We start from the raw sequence: 18,386 nt of genomic DNA, 5'->3' as shown, positions 1-18,386 counted from the left end.
CGCATTGCTCCATCGAACCATCAAAGGAGATGCGAAATGGCGGTCAACAAGCCCACCGGCGACAACGCGAGGAAGGGTGCGGTGCGAAAACGCTCGCAGCTGCAAACGAAGATCGAGGGCGAAGATACCTGGACAAAGCGCAGCAAAGAGACTGGACAGTTTATGGATCAGAAGAAGGCGCCCGCCGAAACGCCTTACAAGGGCGTGCGCAAAGAAAAATGAATTCAGTAAGCAGCTCGTTCGGCGCTGCGGCAGATCGTTGATCTGCTGCTTCATATTGGATTGGCCCCTTCTTAGTTACCCGCTGTGCTGCGCAAAAACCCTTTCATCCCCCCAATGCTGCCGACCGTGGCGGCCAGGCTGCCGACCGGCTCGGAATGGCTCCACGAGGCCAAGCTCGACGGCTATCGCGCTCAGGTTCATATCGACAACGGCTCGGCCACCCTCTACAGCCGCAACGGTGTCGACCTGACGAAGCGATTTCGCGCGCTCCGGAGCACGATCGGGCATCCCGGCTAAATCGGCGATCATCGACTGCGAACTCATCGCGTGCGGAACGGATGCCCTCCCCTGCTTTAAAACATTGATGGAACTCGGCAACAAAGCCCCGGCTCTGTGCTTGTGGGCATTCGACCTGCTGTATCTCGACGGCGTCCGGATTACCCCTATGCCGCTCTCCCAGCGCAAAGACATCCTGAACGATCTCGTGAACCAGGCGGACGATGAGCGTCTGCAGTTCTCAGGGGAGTTCGCGGACGCGGGACGGCTGCTGGCGGCCGGCGAGACGATCAAACTCGAGGGCGTGGTCTCGAAGCGGCGCGATTCCGCTTATCGATCTGGAAAGACGCGAGATTGGTTGAAGATCAAGACCGCGAGCTGGCGGGCTGCGGACCGGGACCGCTGGCAGATGCTTCAGAAGCTCTAATCACCGATTGCGTGTGATAACAGGAGATTAGGCAATCGCTGGTCCCGAGTTATCGTCATGAAATTTCCCGCTAGCGTTTACACCCCTCAGCAGCTCGACATCCTGATGAGGCGTTCGATATCACTTGCGCAGAGCTTCACCTCAATGAAGATGAAGTGCGCGGTAAGGATCAAGTCGCCATTGCCCTGTTGGACGGTTCTCAAACCGGTGAGTTCGAGCTTAAGAAGCTGAAGGCCCACGCGATCTCTCGGTACAGGCCGTGATCTCTCAGTACTCGGGCTTGTGATCCGCAACGCCCGTTCGCTAGGCAGCCAGCAAGTCTTTCTTTCACATACTCGATCAACCACGAGGGCATGCCGGTGCTGCTCTGGAGGTCGCCGTCGACCTTAACCCACGAGCGGTCCTAAAACTACGCTCGCAATTCGAATTGCAGTCGCCGAGTGCTCATCAAATTCGAATTCGACCCCATTGTCTGCAGATTTTTGAATTGTTAGATCTCTCACATTCGCTCAGCGGGAGATCGCGATGTTCCATCCCAATGAACGGGTCGCGCTCTTTATCGACGGGGCCAACCTCTACTCGACTAGCAAAGCCCTAGGCTTTGACATCGACTTCAAGGCGCTCCTGATGGTGTTCAAAAGCACCGGTCGATTCGTCCGGGCCCTTTACTACATTGCCATTTACGAAGACCAGGAACATTCGGCCATTCGACCCCTCATCGATTGGCTGGACTACAACGGCTTCTCGGTCGTGACGAAGCCAACGAAAGAATTCACCGACGCGACCGGTCGCCGGAAAATCAAAGGCAACATGGATATGGAGCTGGCCGTCGATGCCATGTGTCTGTCAGACTACCTCGATCACGTCGTCATTTTTTCGGGAGACGGTGAATTCCGCAGCCTGATCGCTGCGCTTCAGCAGAAGGGCAAGCGGGTCAGCGTCGTCTCGACGCTTCAAACACAGCCGCCCATGGTCGCCGACGAACTCCGTCGCCAAGCCGATTACTTTATTGATCTCGCCGACCTTGAGGATCGAGTTGCGAGAAAAACGAATACGCGGAACGCTTCGGGCGAACGCATTTCCTAGTGCTTGTGAGAAGCTCGAAGCGATCGTGGATTGCAGCGCGCCATCTCTCCGTTTTTCACTTCACCCAATCCTTCGCAGGGGCCGGGCCGAAGAGATCGGTTACAGCCCGATTTGCTATGGCTTGACCACAAGTCCCCAACAAACGAAACCCCCGGTGCTGCAGCGCCGGGGGCTTCTAATTGCGCAATCACTCTAAACAAATTGGGCGGACCGCTATGGCCCCAAGAAAATGGATTAAGCTGAAAATTGCCGCCGCACGAGGCGCCCAGCGGAAACCCTGGCACGGTACCTCTGGTACTCTATTGGCCATCGGGACTATCCTCATCGGTTATCCACAGTTCAACGACAGTTGGCCGACTACATCTAAGCTATGAGAAATGCTCGGATGCCTCCAGCAAGTCCTTCTTCTCGAACCCTGACTGCACGATACGCATGGCGGCTGGATCCAAGCTTCGCGCGAGCGCGAACGCCTCCGCCCGTGACCCCGAGAGCCAAGTCTCGAATTCAGCTTCCTCGCTGAGCAGTACCGGCATGCGCTCGTGGTTGATCGAGTCCGTGAGAACGTTCGGCGCGGTTGTCATGCATGAGTAGACGTCCAGCTCGACGTTCGGGCCGTCCTTCTTCACCGGTCCTTTCCACCGCTGCCAGATCCGGGACGCCTACTCTGCTCGTCTGCGTCGGTTCGGAACAAACAGAGGTACTCTCACGTTGCTTCAATAGCAGGGCATGTGCTCGTGGGACCTGCGGGGACTCTCAATGACACAACAAATTTCGGTTCGAGCGCTCTCCACTCAAGTATTGCGGCTTGACACCCTCTCCATCGCTCTCTTCACAGATTATTTTGCTTATATCTCCTTGGTCACTGTGGCTACACTCACCGTAATTCTCTCGCTCGGGTTCTCTGCAACGACGGCGATCGCGATCCTCAAAGAGGTATCGAAACCCACGATGTTCGAGAATGTCGCTGCTCGTCCGGCCGAGCCTTTTCCGAAATCTTGGTCGTATTCGATCGCCAAATAAGTGCGAGAGAAGGGTCACGGTCGCGAGACACTGAAACCGCATCGCCAGTAGCGGCCGGGAGGTCTGCAAAATTTCACGCAAAACGCGAAGTGAATTGACACTGGCAGGACAACACCCCCCAGTTCCATCAAGCTTCGCGAGCGTGGAGGCACACGCCATCCATCCGTTGGCTATCGGAGGCTAAATGTCAGTAGATCCCGCCGCAGCGTCGACAACCGTGCTGGTTGTCGAAGACGAGATGGTGCTGCGCATGCGCGCGGTGAACATCGTCGAAGACGCTGGCTTCGTAGCCGTGGAGGCGGTCAATGCGGATGAGGCGCTCCGAATTCTTGAGGAACGCTCCGATATTTCTCTGCTGTTCTCCGACATCCAAATGCCGGGTACGATGGATGGTCTGAAGCTGGCTCACGCGGTTCATGACCGTTGGCCTGCCATAAAGATCATTTTGGTGTCGGGACAAATCACGCCGACAGAAAGCGAGACACCCGCAGAGAGTAGGTTCTTCGGCAAACCGCTTGAGGGCGAGCATATGATCGCCGAGCTTCAGGACATGATCGGAGTCGGGGCGCTGAAAATAATTCCCCGCGTCGAACTCCCGGATGAATCTTTGGGTTTACATGCGTTCGATGCTGAAGCGTTGGCGGCCGAGAACAGCACGTTGCGGCTACTTCTTGAGCAAGCCGAAATCGATACACGATCCCTTCTTGATAAGGCCGGCATTGAGGCGCGCGAGCGGGAAGCATCGGACAACCTACAAAACCTAATTGTAGGTGAACTCCATCATCGCATCAAAAACACGATCGCAACCGTTAGTGCGATAACCTCTCAAAGCCTGCGCACCGCGACCAGCATCACATATGCGCAAAAAGCTATCGAAGGCCGGCTCGCCGCTCTCGGGCGCGCCCACGACTTACTGCTACAGGTCCAGTGGGCCAGTTCAAGTCTCGCCAGCACCATTAGCAAAGCGACCGAGCCTTTCGACAAGGGCATGGGACGCATTTCCATAGAAGGACCCGATATTTTAATAAATTCAGCGGCGGTAATTTCGCTTGCAATGACGCTGAATGAGCTATGTACCAACACCACCAAATTCGGCGCTCTTTCTGCACCCACCGGTCGCGTAGCCATTGATTGGTCGATTGACGCGGAAGATGCGCGTCTCCGGTTTTCCTGGATCGAAAAGGGCGGGCCCGCAGTGGTTGCACCGACCCGGCGAAGTTTTGGAACACGCATGATGGAGTCTCTAGGCGCACAACTCAACGGCCGCGTCGACCTTGCGTATCATCCATCCGGGCTCATTTATCGGCTCGTCGTGCCTCTTGACGCCGTTGCCGTCGTAGTACGTTGAACGCGCCAACGGGCGCGCGAATCGGAATAAGCGGTGGCCCTACTTCGCGGTCGCCGCACAAAATTCAAACGCTGAGGCGAGACAGGCACGAGGCATTCCCTGGCGAAGGCACGGTCGAATTTCAGTACGTGGTGCTCGCCCTAGTCGAGGAAGAGCAAAACTCGCTAAAAGCTCCTCCGGGAGAAAATGGTCACAATCGAGCGCGCTTCCCTCGACTATCGCATCGGACCGACTCGAAGTCCGATCGCCAAAGCGTGTACCGGGGAAGCTGTGCATCCGCGTCCAGTCATGCTCACCACGACGTGAGACGGTGACACTCTGCCACGATCTTCGAGGTATCGTAGGGCTCTTCAAAGAACACGGATTTTGTGACTTTCCTGGACTCGTCTGGATCCCTGCCGGACGTATAAATGACGCCCAGCCCCGGGTGCGTCACGCGAAACCTCTCAGCGATCTCCCAGCCGTTCAACGTTCCCCCGAGTTCAATGTCCGTGAAAACGATGTCAACGTGATTGGCCTGGAACAGGTAGAGGGCCCCCTCGCCCGTGTGGGCTTCGTGAACGAGCCATCCGCCGTAAAGCCTCGGCAACCAAGAATCGTATCATTGCACATTATGTGGATGTAGCGCAGCGGCGGGTTGCCGACAAGAAGTCGTTCTTGCTATGTTCTCGCCTGTCATTTGATCAAGAGGCCGGGTTCTTGCGCATTTATATGGACGACGACGACTGCCCAAACGCCAGAGATCGCGACGCTGCCGCCCGCATCGTTGAGGAGATCGTCCTCAATGACGTCGTAACGAAAAGCTCTTTCGTCATCGAAGGCTACAGCGCCGCCCGGCGGATCGCGAAGGCACTCACAGCGGCACGCATCGACGAACGACGTCTAGGCTTCGAGACCCCCATGCCGATGCGCGAGCTGATCCCAGCGCCAGGTGCTCCAGCCGTGATGGCAAAATGGCCGACGCTGCACCCCCTCTATCATTGGCTGACCGTGGACGGCGTGCGGTTTCAAAGTTACCGCGTGAGCGTGCACCGCTCGCCTCTGATTTCAGACGACGCCCGGATCAGAATCGAGCACCACGGCGACTTCTGGATCGCGCACATCGATGGTTCCGAGGTGATCGATTGCGGGCTTGTCCGGCGCTTTGACAGCGAAGCCGAGGCCATCAAGGCTGCGCTACGGAAGCTTCGATAATGATGATAGCCTCAGGGCTCGCAGGCCTGGAGTGTAGCGATCCGACTATGTTGACAAGGCAGCGCGGTTCGGGAAGTTTTTCTCGTTCAATTACCGGGACTAGCAATGCGAGCGCGCAGAATTCTTCAAACCGGGGCATTTAACCCGGACGATGTAAATCGCCTCCAATACGCTTTTAAAGCTGCCTGGGCGTCAGTAGGTTCAGGCGTCGAACCAGCAGATACAGCGCGCTCCAGAGAACTCCTCGCGACCATCGTAGTATCTGCCGGGAACGTATCCGGACTGGACGCCGAAGAGCTAGCGGCATTCGCCATTAGGTCATTCGAAGCGATCCGGCGCGGATCGCAGGAACTCCTCTAGCTCGAAGCGATCGCGGTTCTCGCTTCGGACCGATAGGGACTGACGCCTATGGTGTTCGGTGTGTGACAATACCGACCGCCAGGTGTTTGCTGATCATCAGACTGATGCAGCGTAGCCGGCGGCGGTAGCGGCAAGGCCATTGAAGAGACAGTGGTAGCCGTCTGATTGCGGCTGCTTCAGCGGCATCATTCCTCCCTTCCGCATCGGCGCCCGACAATGGGCGAATAGACCTCGCCACGTCACGCGTCACGATCTTGCACGCGTAGTTGCAGCAGGCTGGTTGGGTGTTGTCTTCCCGTCTAAGCTTCGTCCAGCACTTGCCGTATGCGGCTCGCGAGCTGATCAAAGGTGAACGGTTTCTGCAGGAGCCGTACACCTGCGTCGAGGCGGCCATGATGCACGATGGCGTTGCGAGAGTAACCCGTGGTGAATAGGATCTTCAAACCGGGCCTGGCTATCGCCGTCTCATCTGCGAGGCTTCTTCCACTGCGACCTGGTAGGATGACGTCGGTGAAAAGGAGGTCGACACGTTGGCTCGACTGCAAAATTGACAGCGCGGCGTCGGCGTCGGYCACTTCGAGCACGCCATAACCAAGTTCGACGAGGCTCGTAACGCTGAAGGCGCGGACCTCAGGGTCATCCTCAACAACAAGCACTACTTCATCACCGCTGGCCGACGGGGCTTCGACCTTGTCAACTTTCGCATCCGTCTGATCCGCACTCGCGAAGTGACGCGGGAAGTACAGTTTGACCGTGGTTCCTTGACCTTCCTCGCTGTAGATTGTGACGTGACCGCCGGACTGCTTCACAAAACCGTAGACCATGCTTAGGCCAAGCCCTGTCCCGCGGCCTAGCTCTTTCGTCGTGAAGAACGGTTCGAAAACGCGAGCGAGCGTCGACTTTGACATCCCTGAACCCGTGTCGCTGACCGCAATCATAACGTACTGGCCAGGACGCACCTCCGCATCTCTGGCGACATAGGTTTCGTCGAGAAAGGTGTTCTGCGTCTCGATCGTGAGCTTTCCGCCAGACGGCATGGCATCTCGCGCATTAATAGCGAGGTTCAAGACGGCAGTTTCCAGCTGGTTTTGGTCGACCTCCACTGTCCAAACTCGTGGCGATAAAATCCTTTCCAGCTCGATCTGCTCTCCTAGCGTTCGGTGGAGCAGGTCGGCCATCTCGCGAACCACGGTGTTGAGATCGCTCGGGGTCGGCTCCAGAGCCTGCTTACGGGAAAACGCAAGGAGACGAGAAGTAAGGCTCGCTGCCCTGTCGGCGGCATGCCGCGCCATTTGCAAGGCCCGCTTGATACGAACCATATCGGTTGGTTGGCTACGCGCTATCGTGTCCAGTCCGCCGATGATGACGGTAAGCAGGTTGTTGAAGTCATGAGCAACGCCGCCCGTCAGCTGGCCAACAGCTTCCATCTTCTGCGATTGAAAGAGCGCCTTGCGGGCCTCTTCCAACTTTTCTTCCGCCTTCTTTCTCTCCGTTACATCGCGCGTGATTTTAGCAAACCCTACAAGCTCGCCGTTATCGTTGCGGATCGCGTCGATGACCACGTGAGCCCAGAATCTGCTGCCGTCCTTGCGCACTCGCCAACCTTCCGTTTCCCAACGGCCATTGGCAGCGGCCTCTTGCAAGCCTTTGGTGGGAACTCCGGCTTCGCGTTCTTCTTCTGTATAGAACCGAGAGAAGTGGTGACCGATAATCTCATCCCGCGAATATCCCTTGATGCGCTCAGCACCCGCGTTCCAGCTGCTCACATGTCCAGTCAAGTCGAGCAGGTAGAGCGCATAATCAGTGACCCCTTCCACAAGAAGTCGAAATTGTTCCTGACTCTGGCGCAGCTGCTCCTCTGCGCGGCGGCGCTCGGAAAGGTCACGGGTTATTTTTGCATAGCCAACGAGTTTGCCTTGTGAATCGCGGATCGGATCGATCACCACGTGCGCCCAGAAGCGCGTGCCGTCTTTCCGTACGCGCCAGCCCTCTCGTTCGAACCGACCTTCTTCCCGCGCCGTGCGCAAAGCTGTGCCGGGGAGATCAATCGCCTTGTCTTCATCAGTATAAAAGCGAGAGAAATGGTGTCCGATGATCTCGGCCTCGCTGTAGCCCTTGAACCGCTCTGCGCCGCGATTCCAACTCGTTACCAGGCCAGCAGCGTCGAGCAAATAGATTGCGTAATCAGTTATCCCCTCGACCAGCATCCTGTACCGGCCGTCGACGGTTTGTGTCAGGAGATGCCTTTCATCGCTTTCCAACAAATCTACTCCAACCTTAGCTAGCTTTGTTGTCGCCCACTCTGCCCCGGGAAGTGTTGGTAACAACATCTTTTGTTTTGGATCACGACGAAACCACGCGAGGGCTCAAGTCGTTCCTCGAAGACCGGAGGCCGCTTTGGTCGTGGATAAAGAGAACCAGTCCGGCTTCAAAGCGGTTAACAGGCTCTCGCTGTCGGGCCGCAATTTTTGCTGAAGCCAATTCTATCCACGACGCGACGCCCGGTAGGAAACAAAAGCCGCCCACCGGCACGGCCAGCGACCTAAGTATGACGTCGCAAAAGCTGGCCGCCGGTGGCAGGCGGGCGGGCCGAAAACTGAAGTAGCGGGGAGACGATGCCGGGCAAGCGGGTGCAATTCGATGATGAGACTTGGGACGCCGTTCGCCTGCTTGCCGCCGACAGCATGCGCGACTTTCAAGAGCTTGCCGACGAAGCGTTTCGCGACCTCCTCAAGAAGCATGGCCGCCCTGTCGACCTAAAGGACCAGCTGAAACGAAGCGCCCGGCCCCTTGAAGCCAACGAAAACGTCAAAGCGGTTCGTCCCAGAGTGAAAAACACGCGCCACAATCGGTGAATAGCACATCGGACGACAGCTTCATTGACCGATAACCAGCTGGGACAAAGCGAAAGCAGCGGCGCAAGGGCGGTCTCCATTTCTAAGATAAAATTTTAAGACTCGGCCGCTGTATTTTCTAACTCCTGGGCATCAAGCCATGACGACTGCTAAAGAACTGGAAATTGCGAAGCAAGCGCTCATCGAGAACCTCCGCGCGATAGAGAACCGGAAACAGTTTTTGGCCGAGACGGCCAACTGTCCGAGTCCCCGCATCTTTGCAATGCGCTCAAGCGCTCTCAAGGTCATTGATCATCTCGAGAGCGCGATCCACGAAATCCACGCAATATTTCCCCAGTTGGGCGTCACCGGCGAAGTCCGACCTGTTGGAACTGGTCTCCATTCGTCGTCGAGGAAAAAGACCGGACCGACGGAATATTCAGACCGCAGCGTGAAGAGCCGTTGAGGGACGTCATTAACCACCGCCCCGGCCGATCGGCTACATCTCCCCCCCAGCGAATGACTGGCGGCCCCGCACGAAAAAGCGAAGCCGCCAGCCAAACCGAAGTTTAGAACTCGATCCAGATACCGTTACGCCAGTAACCGCGCCCCTCGTGCTCGCGCCACCTATAGCGCTTTCCCTCACTTTCGGACCACCGCCAATCATCCGGGTACACTTTCACGCCGAACTCCGGACGATAGGCATGCCTTTCTCGCACGTGCAGCAATCGCCCTCATCATTGCAAACGATCTCCGCGGAAACGGTGGTCGCGGTCAAAGCTACCATGCTCGCGGCGGCCATCACGCTCTTCGACAAAAGGTTCATAGAGGTCTCTCCTTTTGGCTATGCGATAACGATGATGTCGACGACTTCGAAGGTATCGGGATCGACGATTGCAACCCGGTTATCCTCCAGCAAAATGTACCTGTATCCGCGATACTCCGGAACAATCATTACGATGTCCTCTGGAACCGGATACAGATGAACCGAATGAGGCAGAGCGACGCCCACGTTGACAGAAACGTTGAGGCCTCTTGCCGGTTCAACATGATGTTGGATGAAGACGGATTTTACGCGCGTCCTCTGTTCCTCAGTGACGCCGGTGACAGAACCTTTTCCTCCGGAACGCCCTTCACTACCTTCGCTCGCGCCCGTTGAATTATTGCCATTCCGAGTTTCGCTTCGCGACTGCTCGTCCTTTTTCATCTTGCCTGATTGTTCCAGCCGATCATTCTTCGCGTTATGATCAGATTTATCGGCTTTCAAATTACGGTCGGTACCGCCTTCGGAATGGCGATCGGAACCTTTATTCTTTAGGCCTTCAGAATTTTCCGAGTTCCTGTCCAAACCGCCTTTATCATCCGACCGCGAAGCGGCATTGTCCTTGAGATGTCCTGGTGATACTTCCTTTGCCGAACCTCCTTCCTCTTTTCTTTGTCCGGGCGCGAAGTCTTTGGCCGATCCACTTTCCTTCATCTGGCCGGGGGCGTGTTCAGCCGCAGAGTTCGCATTGGAGCTTGCCCCTTTGTCGTCGCGCTCCATCTGATCGGCGACCGCGAGTGAACTCGCGGGATCAGTGCTGTGACTGCGATAGAATATTTCAACATCGACCTTCTCCTTGTTTTGCTCTCCCGCGTCCGAGTGTTCAAACAGAAACCAGGCATCCCCCGTTCCACTTGGCGTTAGCCGGAAAATTTGTTCATTTGCACAACGGCGTTCGCGTTGCTTCGCATCACAGCCACACGAAAACGGATTGTTGTCGTCGCATTTATGGTCTCCGCATTGGGCAGGCGAAAAATTTCCCATGGCGAGCAACTCAGTCGGCTTAGCGACGGTTGAGCGATCAAATGTCGACGTGTTCGGATCGAGAGAATTGGCCGATGAGGCTTGCGAGAATTGTGTGTCTCGTTAGTGTTGCTTCGGCCTTACCTGGCCTAAACATTCGAGCTTCGGAAACTTGCCGCACGGACTTGGATCAGTGCCAGTCCGCGACAACGTCAGGCCGTGACGCGTTCCAAGCTTTGGGTTGTCACGATGATACGAATTGCAAAGCTTCGCTGAGCTTTTGCGAGGGCGGATCCATCGGCCCCGGCACGTTTTTCGATCCAGCTATATACGTTTGCGATTTGGGACGGATCAGAGAGCGCGGTATACAAGGCTATGTTGTGCATTCGGGCGGGTAGTCCAACCAACGGCGGACGGCGAACATAGAGATGGACTGCCGTCGGCCAGGGCCCCCGTATTTGAAATCGTCCCGTTTGCTCATGACGTTTATCCAACATGGACAACATGCAAATTGCCGGTCACGGCTTTCACAGGGATGAACAGATCCAACGAGCGGGAGAGCCCATCCAGCGCACGGCCTTCCTGCACCCTTATTTCGAGCGTGTTTCAGGGCTGATCTGGTCGCGAGCCGGCATCGGAAACATGGACCGCGGCGCGCGTCCCCTCACCCTCATTCACAACCGCTCAGCCGTAACGGAGATGCCGCGCGATTGGGACGTGTGGCATCGGGAATACATCGCGGACATCGATCGACATGGTCTTAGGCTTATCGACCTTTCTGCCCAATGACCGTTCAACTCCAATATGCTGAGAGCTTCAGCAGCTAAACAGCTAGCAGCAGATTGATGTCAGTTTGCGAAGAGGGCGATTGCCGACGTCTGCTCAGAAACCGGGGTTCGTTAGAGCCCTTAAGATTCTTCGCCAGAAGCCGACGCTCGTTCAAACGTGCCCCACGTCGACCACCGATGCCGTCGACGAATGTAAGCAGAAAAACTTTGGTAGGCCGAGCCAACATTCGGATCGCGCCAATCGATCAAAGCGGTGGTTGCCGGATGGTTGCCCTTCTAGCCTAATCGAGCCTCAGAGGAGTGATCACAGGCTTCGCCCGTTTTACAAAATCTCCAATGGGTTTCGCTAAGGAGGGATAAGCAGGACTTCGACAACTCCTCACACCACGTCTGTTCCTGACCCAAAGCGGACTCGGGCGTCGGTAGCGTGAGGATTGATTGCCTGCTGACGAGTTGTTCCATGGCAGTCGCTACACAGCGACCTCGACGTCGACTCCCGTCACCCGCGCGTCGTAGTGCGTAACCGCTTCGTAAGCCGGCTGACCAAGAACCTCTCCATGGAACGGACAGATGATCTCGTGACCCGAGATCTCTCCCTCGGCCAATGGCCCGTCGTCATGCGTACAGAGATTGTCGAGCGCGAAGAACTCACCGTCGAGATTGAATAGCGCAATGTCTCTGCCCTTTGCGGTAACTAATCGGATTTGCCCCGGCCCAATCTCGTTTATCGTTGCGACTTTCACAAATTCGCTCATGGCCTTTGCCTCTCTTGTGTTTCTCCTCCTTTGCGAACAGATGTGCCCCATCCCATGCTAGTGCTGAATGTTGGCAATCCTGGTCGAGCGCTGCGCAAACAGCTCCCGCCGCCTGGCGCGCTCTTTCCAAGTTGGGCGACCGTATGTGTTGCACTCACGCGATCGTGTGTACAATTACGGGCCCGGCCACTGCGGTCGCAGGGCCGGCGAGAAACGGGGCGAGCTCCGCCTCGATCCACGCGAGCGCCCGCTTGTTAGCTTCCTCAGCCGATGTGTAGTCGTCGAATATGCTGACCGCCGTCACCGTGTCATCCGGCGCGTAGACGACGTAGTAGGCTTTGAATCCTGGAACGTTGCTGATGATGGGGATCGCACCTTCCTTGATCTTACTCGCCAACTTTTCGGCGGCGCCAGACTTTGCCTTGGCTTGGCGAATTCCCGCATACATGGGGGACCTCCTTTTTTCGCCGCGCCCGAAGCGTTTTGCGTCAATGACGCTGACCGTCTAACGGCAGGCGACGACCGTCACCGCGCCGGTTTTGTGGGCGGACATTCATTATCTTCCCTGCGGTAGCGATCAGCAAGGCTTCTCGGATTTCGTGTACGATCTGTTGGATAAAGCGGGTTCGTCCCGGCCCAGTGTGCTTACTTTACCTTTTCGGCAATCGAGGTATTAGTCGGCTTGCCATCCACCGGCTCGCCCTTCTTAAAAGCACTCTTTGTATACTTGTTGCCGTTCTTCGCGATTTTCGTGGTCCAGCCCGTGTCCCACGTTATCACTGCCGCCGAGCCTTCCTCCTTCCAAGTGCCCGTCATGCCATCACCGGTGCGATTGGCCTTAGCAGATCCGTCGCTCGTGAGCGTGATCTCAAAGGCCTTACCGCCCGTATCCTTAACCTTCCAGGTGCCCACAAACTCGCTGGCGGCGAAGGCCGCCGCTGCCATCATAGAAAGAGCGACAGCCGCCGTGAGGAAGGCGGTTCTAAATTTTCCAATCGTGTGCATGGGTTTTTCCTCCAGAACCGGGCATTCTCAGCGCCGGTGCTTGTCAACGCGATTTTTAGGGGCGAGTTCCTTGCTACATGACAGCCGACATCGGGATAGTCGACTCTTCCAATTTCCGACGTCAGCTACGCGCCCAAAGCCGACAAAAGAACGGCTTCACTCTCTCCACCCAAGATCTACCGCCAAGTCGACAGGAGGTGAACGGGGACGTCCGCATTGTACTACTCGTCGTCCTGAAGCAGGGCGTGGCATTCGATGACGCTTTGCTTGGGCAGATTCGCGAAGGCACCTCTCCACGGCATGTTACAGCCAAGATTATCTCCGTGGCTGACATCCCGCGCACCAAATGCGGCAGGATCACTGAGCTTGCCGTGCACGATGTTATCATGGACCGCGAGGTGAAGAACAAAATGGTGCTTGCCAAGCCCGAAGCGCTGAAACTGTTCCGTGGGCTCGAAGAGCTCAGGTGTTAGTCCGACCTTCGTGATCTCGCTCGATGGCGATGTCGAAGAGAGTGAGTACGGCAGCGTGACCTTCAGTGTCGTTGATGTGCGTGAGCGCGGTGGCTCCGACGAAGGGCCTCATTGCTGTCATGGCAAGCTCGTGCGCCAGATGAAGATCGTTGGTGAATTCATAAGCCGCCGACACAAGAGCGCCCAAGGCACAACGTCTCTCAGCGTTGCAGTCTGTTGGGCCGACCGAAACATCCATCGCGTCCCGCCCGAGGTCGCCCCGACACCAACGCCGTTGGTCCTCAATCAGGGCTCGGGCCCTCTTCAGTATCTGAACTTTAATCGGCTTCGACATGGCAATTCTCGCGTTCAATCTCCCCCTTCTTTGCTGAACTTAACTCGTCGCGCCCAGTACTTACATCCACGTTTCTTGTCGTCGAGCAGAACAGTTGCCAATGACGCCTATTCACTTCGCTGGGAAAGAGAGAAAGTGAAGACGATGGCTCAGAAGGATTTGCTCTCGGCTCGTGAGCGCCGCCTGCGTCGCGGTGCGGCGCGCAAGGGGCTTGCGATTTTTAAGGCGAGCCACGGCCAGGATCGCGGTCGATACTTGGTTGTCGATCCAGAATTTGGCGGGCCTATCCGTTCGCACAGCCGCACACATCCCTACTCCTTCTCGCTGGAAGAAGCTGAGAACTATCTTGCCGAATAGAACCGGCCGAAACCGACTTAGGGTCGTGCGTCAGTCGAGCGTCAGTCCAAGTTCGGAGGTTAAATAATATACATCGCACAGTGATCGGAATAGAGTCGGCTATCGGCTGGGCGTGGGGCACCAAGCGAGGCGGTGCTGTGCTAACAGCCCCCCAAAGAGATGGCTCAGAAGTCGCGGACGGCCATTCCAATGGCGCCTCCGACCTTGACGCCCACGCCCGCAACGGCCCACGCACCGCCCAAGGGGCTGCACTTTGCACCGGCAGGGCATGTGAGCGCACACCCGCCGAAATCGTTTCCGGCAAAAAGGCGTTAGCGGGCAGCCAATACGCTGTGTTCGCGGAGGCGGCCCTTTTCGCCGGTCGAAAGTGACTGACTAACTAAGGTCGGAAAGCGAGGTATGCCTTGAGTATCGCACCATCACTCCAAAAGTATCTCGACGGCCGTGACGTCCGTTATGACGTGATGACACACGAGCCTACGAAGCGTTCTTCAGCGACGGCTGAAGCCGGCGGCATCGCAGAGGACAATCTCGCCAAAGGCGTACTTATACGTCGTAACGACGCCTACATCTTAGCGATCGTTCCGACCTCCTGCCACGTGAGCCTCGACGCGCTCGGCATGTGGTTGCAGCAGCCGGTAGGCTTGGCGAGCGAAGCTGAGGTCGCAACTGTATTCAAGGATTGCGCACTTGGCGCTATTCCACCGGTCGCGGGCGCCTACGGACTGCAGGCTGTGATGGATGACAGCCTCGAAGGGTTCGATGATATTTACTTCGAGAGCGGGGACCATCGCACTCTGGTGCGTCTGAATGGCCGCGAGTTTCACCGGTTGATGGCTGACGTACCGCACGCCCCCATTGGCGCGCGCAACCATTGAGGACACTTGGATCGGAGTAGTGGCCGCCTCCTTGACGGCGGCTTTGCTGCACGGGTTGCCATCCGATCAATAATGCACGCCTTGAGCGGGCGGCCTGCTCACGCATACGCGCCGTATCTGTCAGCGACTGCCGGCCAGGGTAATTGCGACAGGGCACTGGGCGGAGTGTCGCCAGACGGCCGTTGTCGCGAGGACGCATCTGGACTGCCGAAAGGTAACGCGACAGAGCAACTTTAAGGGATGCGCTCAATCGCAAGGGCCACGACGTCTATTGCGTCGAACGAGACGCTTGTCTGCTCGCTGCACTCGAGATCATGGCGGAGCATGATGTCGGGGCCCTAGTCGTACTCTCGCCGACGGCGATCTCGTCGGCATCATAACCGAGCGGGATTACGCCCAAAAAATTGTATTAAAAGGTCGAACATCGCCCCACAACCACAGTCCGGGAGATCATATCGACGAGGGTGATCTGCGCCCCGACGCCAAAATATGAGAAGGTCATCGACTTGGTTTCGATCGGCGATGGCGGGACGACACCTGGACTGCCTCGCATTGCAGTTTCAAGATCTACCGCAGAACCCGTACGGCCAGCGTCAGGGCGGACTCGCAGTTGGCGAACCGCACGGGATCGCGATGGTTAGATCTTGTCAAGTAGCTTGGTCACTTCGGTGGGCCCAAAAGCCCGCATTGTTTCCGTGCGGACATTGCCCAGCTTGCCAAGTTTTAGGCCGAGCTCGGCAGCCACCGTATCATCCTGCGCCTCAAGAATGAGGACGATGTCGAATCGTCCGAGAGTCCAGTACAGATCCTTCACCGTCACTCCCAGCTGCTTCGCCATTTCCTTGAATTCTTCCTTCCTTTTGGGCGAATCCTTTGCGTTGCGAATGCCTTGCTCGGTGAAGTTCCCAAACACGATATACGTTGCCATTGGAGCCTCCTCTCAATCCTGTCGCGGCGGATCGATCGCGGAGCATTCGACAGCGTTGGGCAGCAAACGGCGCCATGATCGACACGCTGGCGCGGGCTATGTCGCGACCAAAATGGCGCTCCGGATGTGGGGATCCGCACACATAAGCGCCAATCACATTCGTGTTTTAATCCACTTGAGTTGACGGAAAAGGCGTAAACTGACTGAGGCGCAGATGCGATTTGCAAGGGCTCGTCGCATGACCTCGATCGGACGGGGTATCAAGTCTCTCTTCCTCACCGAGTTCGTCTCGGCGTTCTTCCTATCCATGCGCTATTTCCTCGCGCCGAAGAAGACACTCAACTATCCCTTCGAGAAGGGGCCGCTGTCGCCTCGCTTTCGCGGTGAGCACGCCCTCAGGCGCTATCCCAACGGGGAGGAACGCTGCATAGCGTGCAAGCTGTGCGAGGCGATCTGTCCGGCGTTGGCGATCACGATTGAAGCCGGCCCCCGCCGCAACGACGGCACGCGGCGCGCTACGCGCTACGATATCGACATGACCAAGTGCATCTACTGCGGGCTTTGCCAAGAAGCGTGTCCGGTCGATGCCATCGTCGAGGGTCCGAACTTTGAATTTGCGACGGAGACGCGAGAGGAGCTCTTCTATGACAAGCAGCGACTGCTCGACAATGGGGACCGCTGGGAGCGCGAGATTGCGAAGAACCTGGAGCTAGATGCGCCCTACAAATAGACGACGCGGGAACGGGGCCCTGCCGCGACCTAGTTGTGGCGATAGCGACAGTAACTCTCCCGCCTGCCCTTTAAAACGGAACGCACTATGACCTACGTCGTCGATGAGAAGTGCATCAAGTGCAAGACCACTGATTGCGTCGCGGTGTGCCCGGTCGACTGCTTCTATGAGGGGGAAAACATGCTCGTCATCCACCCGCAGGAGTGCATCGACTTCGGAGTGTGCGAGCCCGAGTGCCCCGTCGACGCCATCAAGGCGGATAGCGAACCTGGCCTCGAAAAGTGGCTGGCACTCAACCACGAGTACGCGCAGAAGTGGCCAAATATAACGGTCAAGAAGGACATGCCCAAGGACGCCCGCGTCTACTGGGCCGAGACGGGGAAATTCGACAAGTACTTTTCTCCCAATCCGGGTGTGGGCGACTGAGCTCAATCGCTTGCGCGCGAGTGGGGGACAGAAACATCTCCCACAGCGTTCCAATACGTTGTGCCGGCGCGTGTTCCACAAAACGACTGCCTATCACCCCTAGCGGACTTGTAACCGGCGGAACACTTCCACAGAAAGAGGTTCTTTAAGCGGATCCAACTCCATTTATTCAAGGAGGAAGTCATGGGTCTTTACGCTCGATACATCGGTCCGCGCTTCGTAAGCTGCCTCTGCTCAATGCAAGACATTACCGCCGAACGCTTGAAGGTCGTACCTTACGCGTCAGGCGTAGTGCTCGAGATTGGGATTGGCCCGGGTCTCAACTTGCCGCTCTACGATCCGGGCCGTGTGAAACGCGTGATAGGCGTCGATCCCGGCTCGGATTTTCTTCGTATCGGCTCCGGGCGGCACGCGACGTCTCCGGTGCCCTTGGAGATTATCGAGGCGCCTGCCGAGGCATTGCCGCTATCCGACGCTTCGATAGACACGGCGGTCGTCACCTACACGCTGTGCTCCGTCGAAGACCCCATGCGCGTTCTTGCAGAGCTACGGCGTGTTCTTAAGCCGACAGGCCGCGTGCTGTTCTTGGAACATGGGCTGGCACACAATGAGAAGGTCTCAGCGTGGCAGCATCGGCTCAACCCAATATGGAAGCGGCTCGCCGTCGGCTGCAATCTAAATCGACCTGTCGCGTTGACCTTTGAAAAAGCCGGCTTTCGGCTGCCAGAGGTTGATCACTACTACCTTGGCGGCGTGCCGCGCTCGGTCGGGTATCTTTGCAGGGGCGTCGCGGTGCCGACAGGCTGACGTTCAATTCGCACACGCAATGCAACGGGGGTCCGGTTATGGCCCACAGCTGACATCCACGGCGAAGTTGATCCCGTCTGATTTCAGATGAAGAACTGACATCTCGTGATCGAAAATTTGATAGTCAGCTGCAAATGCAAAACGGACTTGGAAAATAGTGCTGCCGTTGCAAAGTATTGGTGGGTGATCACGGGCTCGAACCGTGGACCCGTTGATTAAGTGACAACGTGATTTCGACTGAAATCAATGGGGTTTTACACTTCCATGTCGTCACGAGCGCTCATCGAGCGTCAAGAGTGGTCACGGGCACTCAATCGTTTTACATCAATCGCAACGCAACCCCGAATTGGTC

Annotated in this window: 25 protein-coding genes and 1 pseudogene; 16 read left to right on the top strand and 10 right to left on the bottom strand. The window is 56.9% G+C overall.

Translation table 11 applies throughout. The features are described 5' to 3' along the window. The first annotated feature begins 36 nt into the window (after positions 1-36). The 3 genes from AC1DK3_RS18875 to AC1DK3_RS18865 all read left to right on the top strand — a co-directional run bounded on the left by AC1DK3_RS18875 (position 37) and on the right by AC1DK3_RS18865 (position 925). Positions 37-222: a hypothetical protein gene (locus AC1DK3_RS18875; protein ID WP_477193785.1), complete on the top strand. Its 186-nt coding sequence runs from the start codon at positions 37-39 to the stop codon at positions 220-222. A gap of 114 nt (positions 223-336) precedes the next feature. Further along, entirely contained in the window at positions 337-519 is a 183-nt protein-coding gene (locus tag AC1DK3_RS18870) for an ATP-dependent DNA ligase (protein WP_477193784.1), read from the top strand. Continuing rightward, positions 509-925, top strand: coding sequence for an ATP-dependent DNA ligase (locus AC1DK3_RS18865; protein WP_477194005.1), 417 nt, complete (start codon positions 509-511; stop codon positions 923-925). The genes AC1DK3_RS18870 and AC1DK3_RS18865 overlap by 11 nt, the downstream gene beginning before the upstream one ends. Before the next feature lie 86 nt (positions 926-1,011). Here the strand turns inward: AC1DK3_RS18865 and AC1DK3_RS18860 are convergent, their stop codons facing one another. Next, positions 1,012-1,164 (bottom strand): hypothetical protein, encoded by a 153-nt coding sequence (locus AC1DK3_RS18860; protein ID WP_477193783.1) that lies wholly within the window; start codon positions 1,162-1,164, stop codon positions 1,012-1,014. 286 nt (positions 1,165-1,450) lie between these two features. Between AC1DK3_RS18860 and AC1DK3_RS18855 the strand changes: the two genes are divergently transcribed. After that, a complete protein-coding gene (locus AC1DK3_RS18855; protein WP_477193782.1) occupies positions 1,451-2,011 on the top strand; it encodes a LabA-like NYN domain-containing protein in 561 nt (186 codons plus the stop codon). Between the two features lie 368 nt (positions 2,012-2,379). Here the strand turns inward: AC1DK3_RS18855 and AC1DK3_RS18850 are convergent, their stop codons facing one another. After that, positions 2,380-2,661, bottom strand: a complete 282-nt coding sequence (locus tag AC1DK3_RS18850) for an SOS response-associated peptidase family protein (protein WP_477194004.1) — start codon at positions 2,659-2,661, stop codon at positions 2,380-2,382. A gap of 106 nt (positions 2,662-2,767) precedes the next feature. Here AC1DK3_RS18850 and AC1DK3_RS18845 point away from each other — a divergent pair, with 106 nt between their 5' ends. Both AC1DK3_RS18845 and AC1DK3_RS18840 read left to right on the top strand, forming a co-directional pair. After that, positions 2,768-3,031, top strand: a complete 264-nt coding sequence (locus tag AC1DK3_RS18845) for a hypothetical protein (protein WP_477193781.1) — start codon at positions 2,768-2,770, stop codon at positions 3,029-3,031. A 184-nt stretch (positions 3,032-3,215) separates the two neighbouring features. After that, complete coding sequence (locus AC1DK3_RS18840; RefSeq protein WP_477193780.1) at positions 3,216-4,379, top strand: sensor histidine kinase; 1,164 nt, start codon at positions 3,216-3,218, stop codon at positions 4,377-4,379. A 292-nt stretch (positions 4,380-4,671) separates the two neighbouring features. On the opposite strand, the gene AC1DK3_RS18835 is transcribed toward AC1DK3_RS18840, so the two are convergent. Beyond that, positions 4,672-4,968, bottom strand: a complete 297-nt coding sequence (locus tag AC1DK3_RS18835; protein WP_477193779.1) for a response regulator — start codon at positions 4,966-4,968, stop codon at positions 4,672-4,674. A gap of 110 nt (positions 4,969-5,078) precedes the next feature. Between AC1DK3_RS18835 and AC1DK3_RS18830 the strand changes: the two genes are divergently transcribed. After that, positions 5,079-5,573, top strand: coding sequence for a hypothetical protein (locus AC1DK3_RS18830; RefSeq protein ID WP_477193778.1), 495 nt, complete (start codon positions 5,079-5,081; stop codon positions 5,571-5,573). Between the two features lie 659 nt (positions 5,574-6,232). On the opposite strand, the gene AC1DK3_RS18825 is transcribed toward AC1DK3_RS18830, so the two are convergent. Beyond that, positions 6,233-8,140, bottom strand: coding sequence for a hybrid sensor histidine kinase/response regulator (locus AC1DK3_RS18825; RefSeq protein WP_477194003.1), 1,908 nt, complete (start codon positions 8,138-8,140; stop codon positions 6,233-6,235). A 408-nt stretch (positions 8,141-8,548) separates the two neighbouring features. On the opposite strand from AC1DK3_RS18825, the gene AC1DK3_RS18820 reads away from it, so the two are divergent. After that, on the top strand, positions 8,549-8,788 hold the full coding sequence (locus AC1DK3_RS18820) for a hypothetical protein (RefSeq protein WP_477193777.1): 240 nt from the start codon (positions 8,549-8,551) through the stop codon (positions 8,786-8,788). A 139-nt stretch (positions 8,789-8,927) separates the two neighbouring features. Then, the gene (locus tag AC1DK3_RS18815) at positions 8,928-9,233 is read left to right on the top strand and encodes a hypothetical protein (protein WP_477193776.1); all 306 of its coding nucleotides are present in this window, start codon (positions 8,928-8,930) and stop codon (positions 9,231-9,233) included. 378 nt (positions 9,234-9,611) lie between these two features. Here the strand turns inward: AC1DK3_RS18815 and AC1DK3_RS18810 are convergent, their stop codons facing one another. Further along, positions 9,612-10,574, bottom strand: coding sequence for a DUF1236 domain-containing protein (locus AC1DK3_RS18810; RefSeq protein ID WP_477193775.1), 963 nt, complete (start codon positions 10,572-10,574; stop codon positions 9,612-9,614). Between the two features lie 474 nt (positions 10,575-11,048). Here AC1DK3_RS18810 and AC1DK3_RS18805 point away from each other — a divergent pair, with 474 nt between their 5' ends. Further along, on the top strand, positions 11,049-11,342 hold the full coding sequence (locus AC1DK3_RS18805; protein ID WP_477193774.1) for a hypothetical protein: 294 nt from the start codon (positions 11,049-11,051) through the stop codon (positions 11,340-11,342). A 469-nt stretch (positions 11,343-11,811) separates the two neighbouring features. Here the strand turns inward: AC1DK3_RS18805 and AC1DK3_RS18800 are convergent, their stop codons facing one another. From AC1DK3_RS18800 to AC1DK3_RS18790, 3 genes are all read right to left on the bottom strand, one after another. Next, complete coding sequence (locus AC1DK3_RS18800) at positions 11,812-12,096, bottom strand: Rieske (2Fe-2S) protein (protein WP_477193773.1); 285 nt, start codon at positions 12,094-12,096, stop codon at positions 11,812-11,814. A 154-nt stretch (positions 12,097-12,250) separates the two neighbouring features. Then, a complete protein-coding gene (locus tag AC1DK3_RS18795; protein WP_477193772.1) occupies positions 12,251-12,544 on the bottom strand; it encodes an antibiotic biosynthesis monooxygenase in 294 nt (97 codons plus the stop codon). 197 nt (positions 12,545-12,741) lie between these two features. Then, entirely contained in the window at positions 12,742-13,101 is a 360-nt protein-coding gene (locus AC1DK3_RS18790) for a hypothetical protein (RefSeq protein ID WP_477193771.1), read from the bottom strand. A 191-nt stretch (positions 13,102-13,292) separates the two neighbouring features. Between AC1DK3_RS18790 and AC1DK3_RS18785 the strand changes: the two are divergent. Next, positions 13,293-13,574: pseudogene (locus AC1DK3_RS18785) on the top strand (acetoacetate--CoA ligase); the annotation flags it as partial. Here the strand turns inward: AC1DK3_RS18785 and AC1DK3_RS18780 are convergent. After that, complete coding sequence (locus tag AC1DK3_RS18780) at positions 13,564-13,908, bottom strand: DUF6197 family protein (protein ID WP_477193770.1); 345 nt, start codon at positions 13,906-13,908, stop codon at positions 13,564-13,566. The pseudogene AC1DK3_RS18785 and the gene AC1DK3_RS18780 sit on opposite strands and share 11 nt — an antisense overlap. 135 nt (positions 13,909-14,043) lie before the next feature. On the opposite strand from AC1DK3_RS18780, the gene AC1DK3_RS18775 reads away from it, so the two are divergent. Together AC1DK3_RS18775 and AC1DK3_RS18770 are read left to right on the top strand one after the other, a co-directional pair. Then, the gene (locus AC1DK3_RS18775) at positions 14,044-14,265 is read left to right on the top strand and encodes a hypothetical protein (protein ID WP_477193769.1); all 222 of its coding nucleotides are present in this window, start codon (positions 14,044-14,046) and stop codon (positions 14,263-14,265) included. A gap of 404 nt (positions 14,266-14,669) precedes the next feature. Further along, positions 14,670-15,143, top strand: coding sequence for an aminoacyl-tRNA deacylase (locus AC1DK3_RS18770; protein WP_477193768.1), 474 nt, complete (start codon positions 14,670-14,672; stop codon positions 15,141-15,143). Positions 15,144-15,780: 637 nt separating this feature from the next. Here AC1DK3_RS18770 and AC1DK3_RS18765 read toward each other — a convergent pair. Next, positions 15,781-16,071, bottom strand: a complete 291-nt coding sequence (locus tag AC1DK3_RS18765; protein ID WP_477193767.1) for a GYD domain-containing protein — start codon at positions 16,069-16,071, stop codon at positions 15,781-15,783. Between the two features lie 238 nt (positions 16,072-16,309). Between AC1DK3_RS18765 and nuoI the strand changes: the two genes are divergently transcribed. From nuoI to AC1DK3_RS18750, 3 genes are all read left to right on the top strand, one after another. Further along, positions 16,310-16,801, top strand: a complete 492-nt coding sequence (nuoI, locus tag AC1DK3_RS18760) for an NADH-quinone oxidoreductase subunit NuoI (protein WP_477193766.1) — start codon at positions 16,310-16,312, stop codon at positions 16,799-16,801. A gap of 87 nt (positions 16,802-16,888) precedes the next feature. Beyond that, positions 16,889-17,227 (top strand): ferredoxin FdxA, encoded by a 339-nt coding sequence (gene fdxA, locus AC1DK3_RS18755; protein ID WP_477193765.1) that lies wholly within the window; start codon positions 16,889-16,891, stop codon positions 17,225-17,227. 153 nt (positions 17,228-17,380) lie between these two features. Further along, positions 17,381-18,034, top strand: a complete 654-nt coding sequence (locus AC1DK3_RS18750; RefSeq protein WP_477194002.1) for a class I SAM-dependent methyltransferase — start codon at positions 17,381-17,383, stop codon at positions 18,032-18,034. The last annotated feature ends 352 nt before the right edge of the window (positions 18,035-18,386 follow it).

Source organism: Hyphomicrobium sp. 01T421 (assembly GCF_056398805.1).
The sequence above is the reverse complement of the archived record's forward strand: the minus strand, read 5'-3'. Positions and strand labels throughout refer to the sequence as shown.

Excerpts from the sequence above, each read along its gene's own strand:
- AC1DK3_RS18875 (WP_477193785.1), top strand. The coding sequence starts at position 37 with ATGGCGGTCAACAAGCCCACCGGCGACAACGCGAGGAAGGGTGCGGTG.
- AC1DK3_RS18870 (WP_477193784.1), top strand. The coding sequence starts at position 337 with ATGCTGCCGACCGTGGCGGCCAGGCTGCCGACCGGCTCGGAATGGCTC.
- AC1DK3_RS18855 (WP_477193782.1), top strand. The coding sequence starts at position 1,451 with ATGTTCCATCCCAATGAACGGGTCGCGCTCTTTATCGACGGGGCCAAC.
- AC1DK3_RS18845 (WP_477193781.1), top strand. The coding sequence starts at position 2,768 with ATGACACAACAAATTTCGGTTCGAGCGCTCTCCACTCAAGTATTGCGG.
- AC1DK3_RS18840 (WP_477193780.1), top strand. The coding sequence starts at position 3,216 with ATGTCAGTAGATCCCGCCGCAGCGTCGACAACCGTGCTGGTTGTCGAA.
- AC1DK3_RS18820 (WP_477193777.1), top strand. The coding sequence starts at position 8,549 with ATGCCGGGCAAGCGGGTGCAATTCGATGATGAGACTTGGGACGCCGTT.
- AC1DK3_RS18815 (WP_477193776.1), top strand. The coding sequence starts at position 8,928 with ATGACGACTGCTAAAGAACTGGAAATTGCGAAGCAAGCGCTCATCGAG.
- AC1DK3_RS18810 (WP_477193775.1), bottom strand. The coding sequence starts at position 10,574 with ATGGGAAATTTTTCGCCTGCCCAATGCGGAGACCATAAATGCGACGAC.
- AC1DK3_RS18805 (WP_477193774.1), top strand. The coding sequence starts at position 11,049 with ATGGACAACATGCAAATTGCCGGTCACGGCTTTCACAGGGATGAACAG.
- AC1DK3_RS18800 (WP_477193773.1), bottom strand. The coding sequence starts at position 12,096 with ATGAGCGAATTTGTGAAAGTCGCAACGATAAACGAGATTGGGCCGGGG.
- AC1DK3_RS18795 (WP_477193772.1), bottom strand. The coding sequence starts at position 12,544 with ATGTATGCGGGAATTCGCCAAGCCAAGGCAAAGTCTGGCGCCGCCGAA.
- AC1DK3_RS18790 (WP_477193771.1), bottom strand. The coding sequence starts at position 13,101 with ATGCACACGATTGGAAAATTTAGAACCGCCTTCCTCACGGCGGCTGTC.
- AC1DK3_RS18780 (WP_477193770.1), bottom strand. The coding sequence starts at position 13,908 with ATGTCGAAGCCGATTAAAGTTCAGATACTGAAGAGGGCCCGAGCCCTG.
- AC1DK3_RS18765 (WP_477193767.1), bottom strand. The coding sequence starts at position 16,071 with ATGGCAACGTATATCGTGTTTGGGAACTTCACCGAGCAAGGCATTCGC.
- nuoI (WP_477193766.1), top strand. The coding sequence starts at position 16,310 with ATGACCTCGATCGGACGGGGTATCAAGTCTCTCTTCCTCACCGAGTTC.
- fdxA (WP_477193765.1), top strand. The coding sequence starts at position 16,889 with ATGACCTACGTCGTCGATGAGAAGTGCATCAAGTGCAAGACCACTGAT.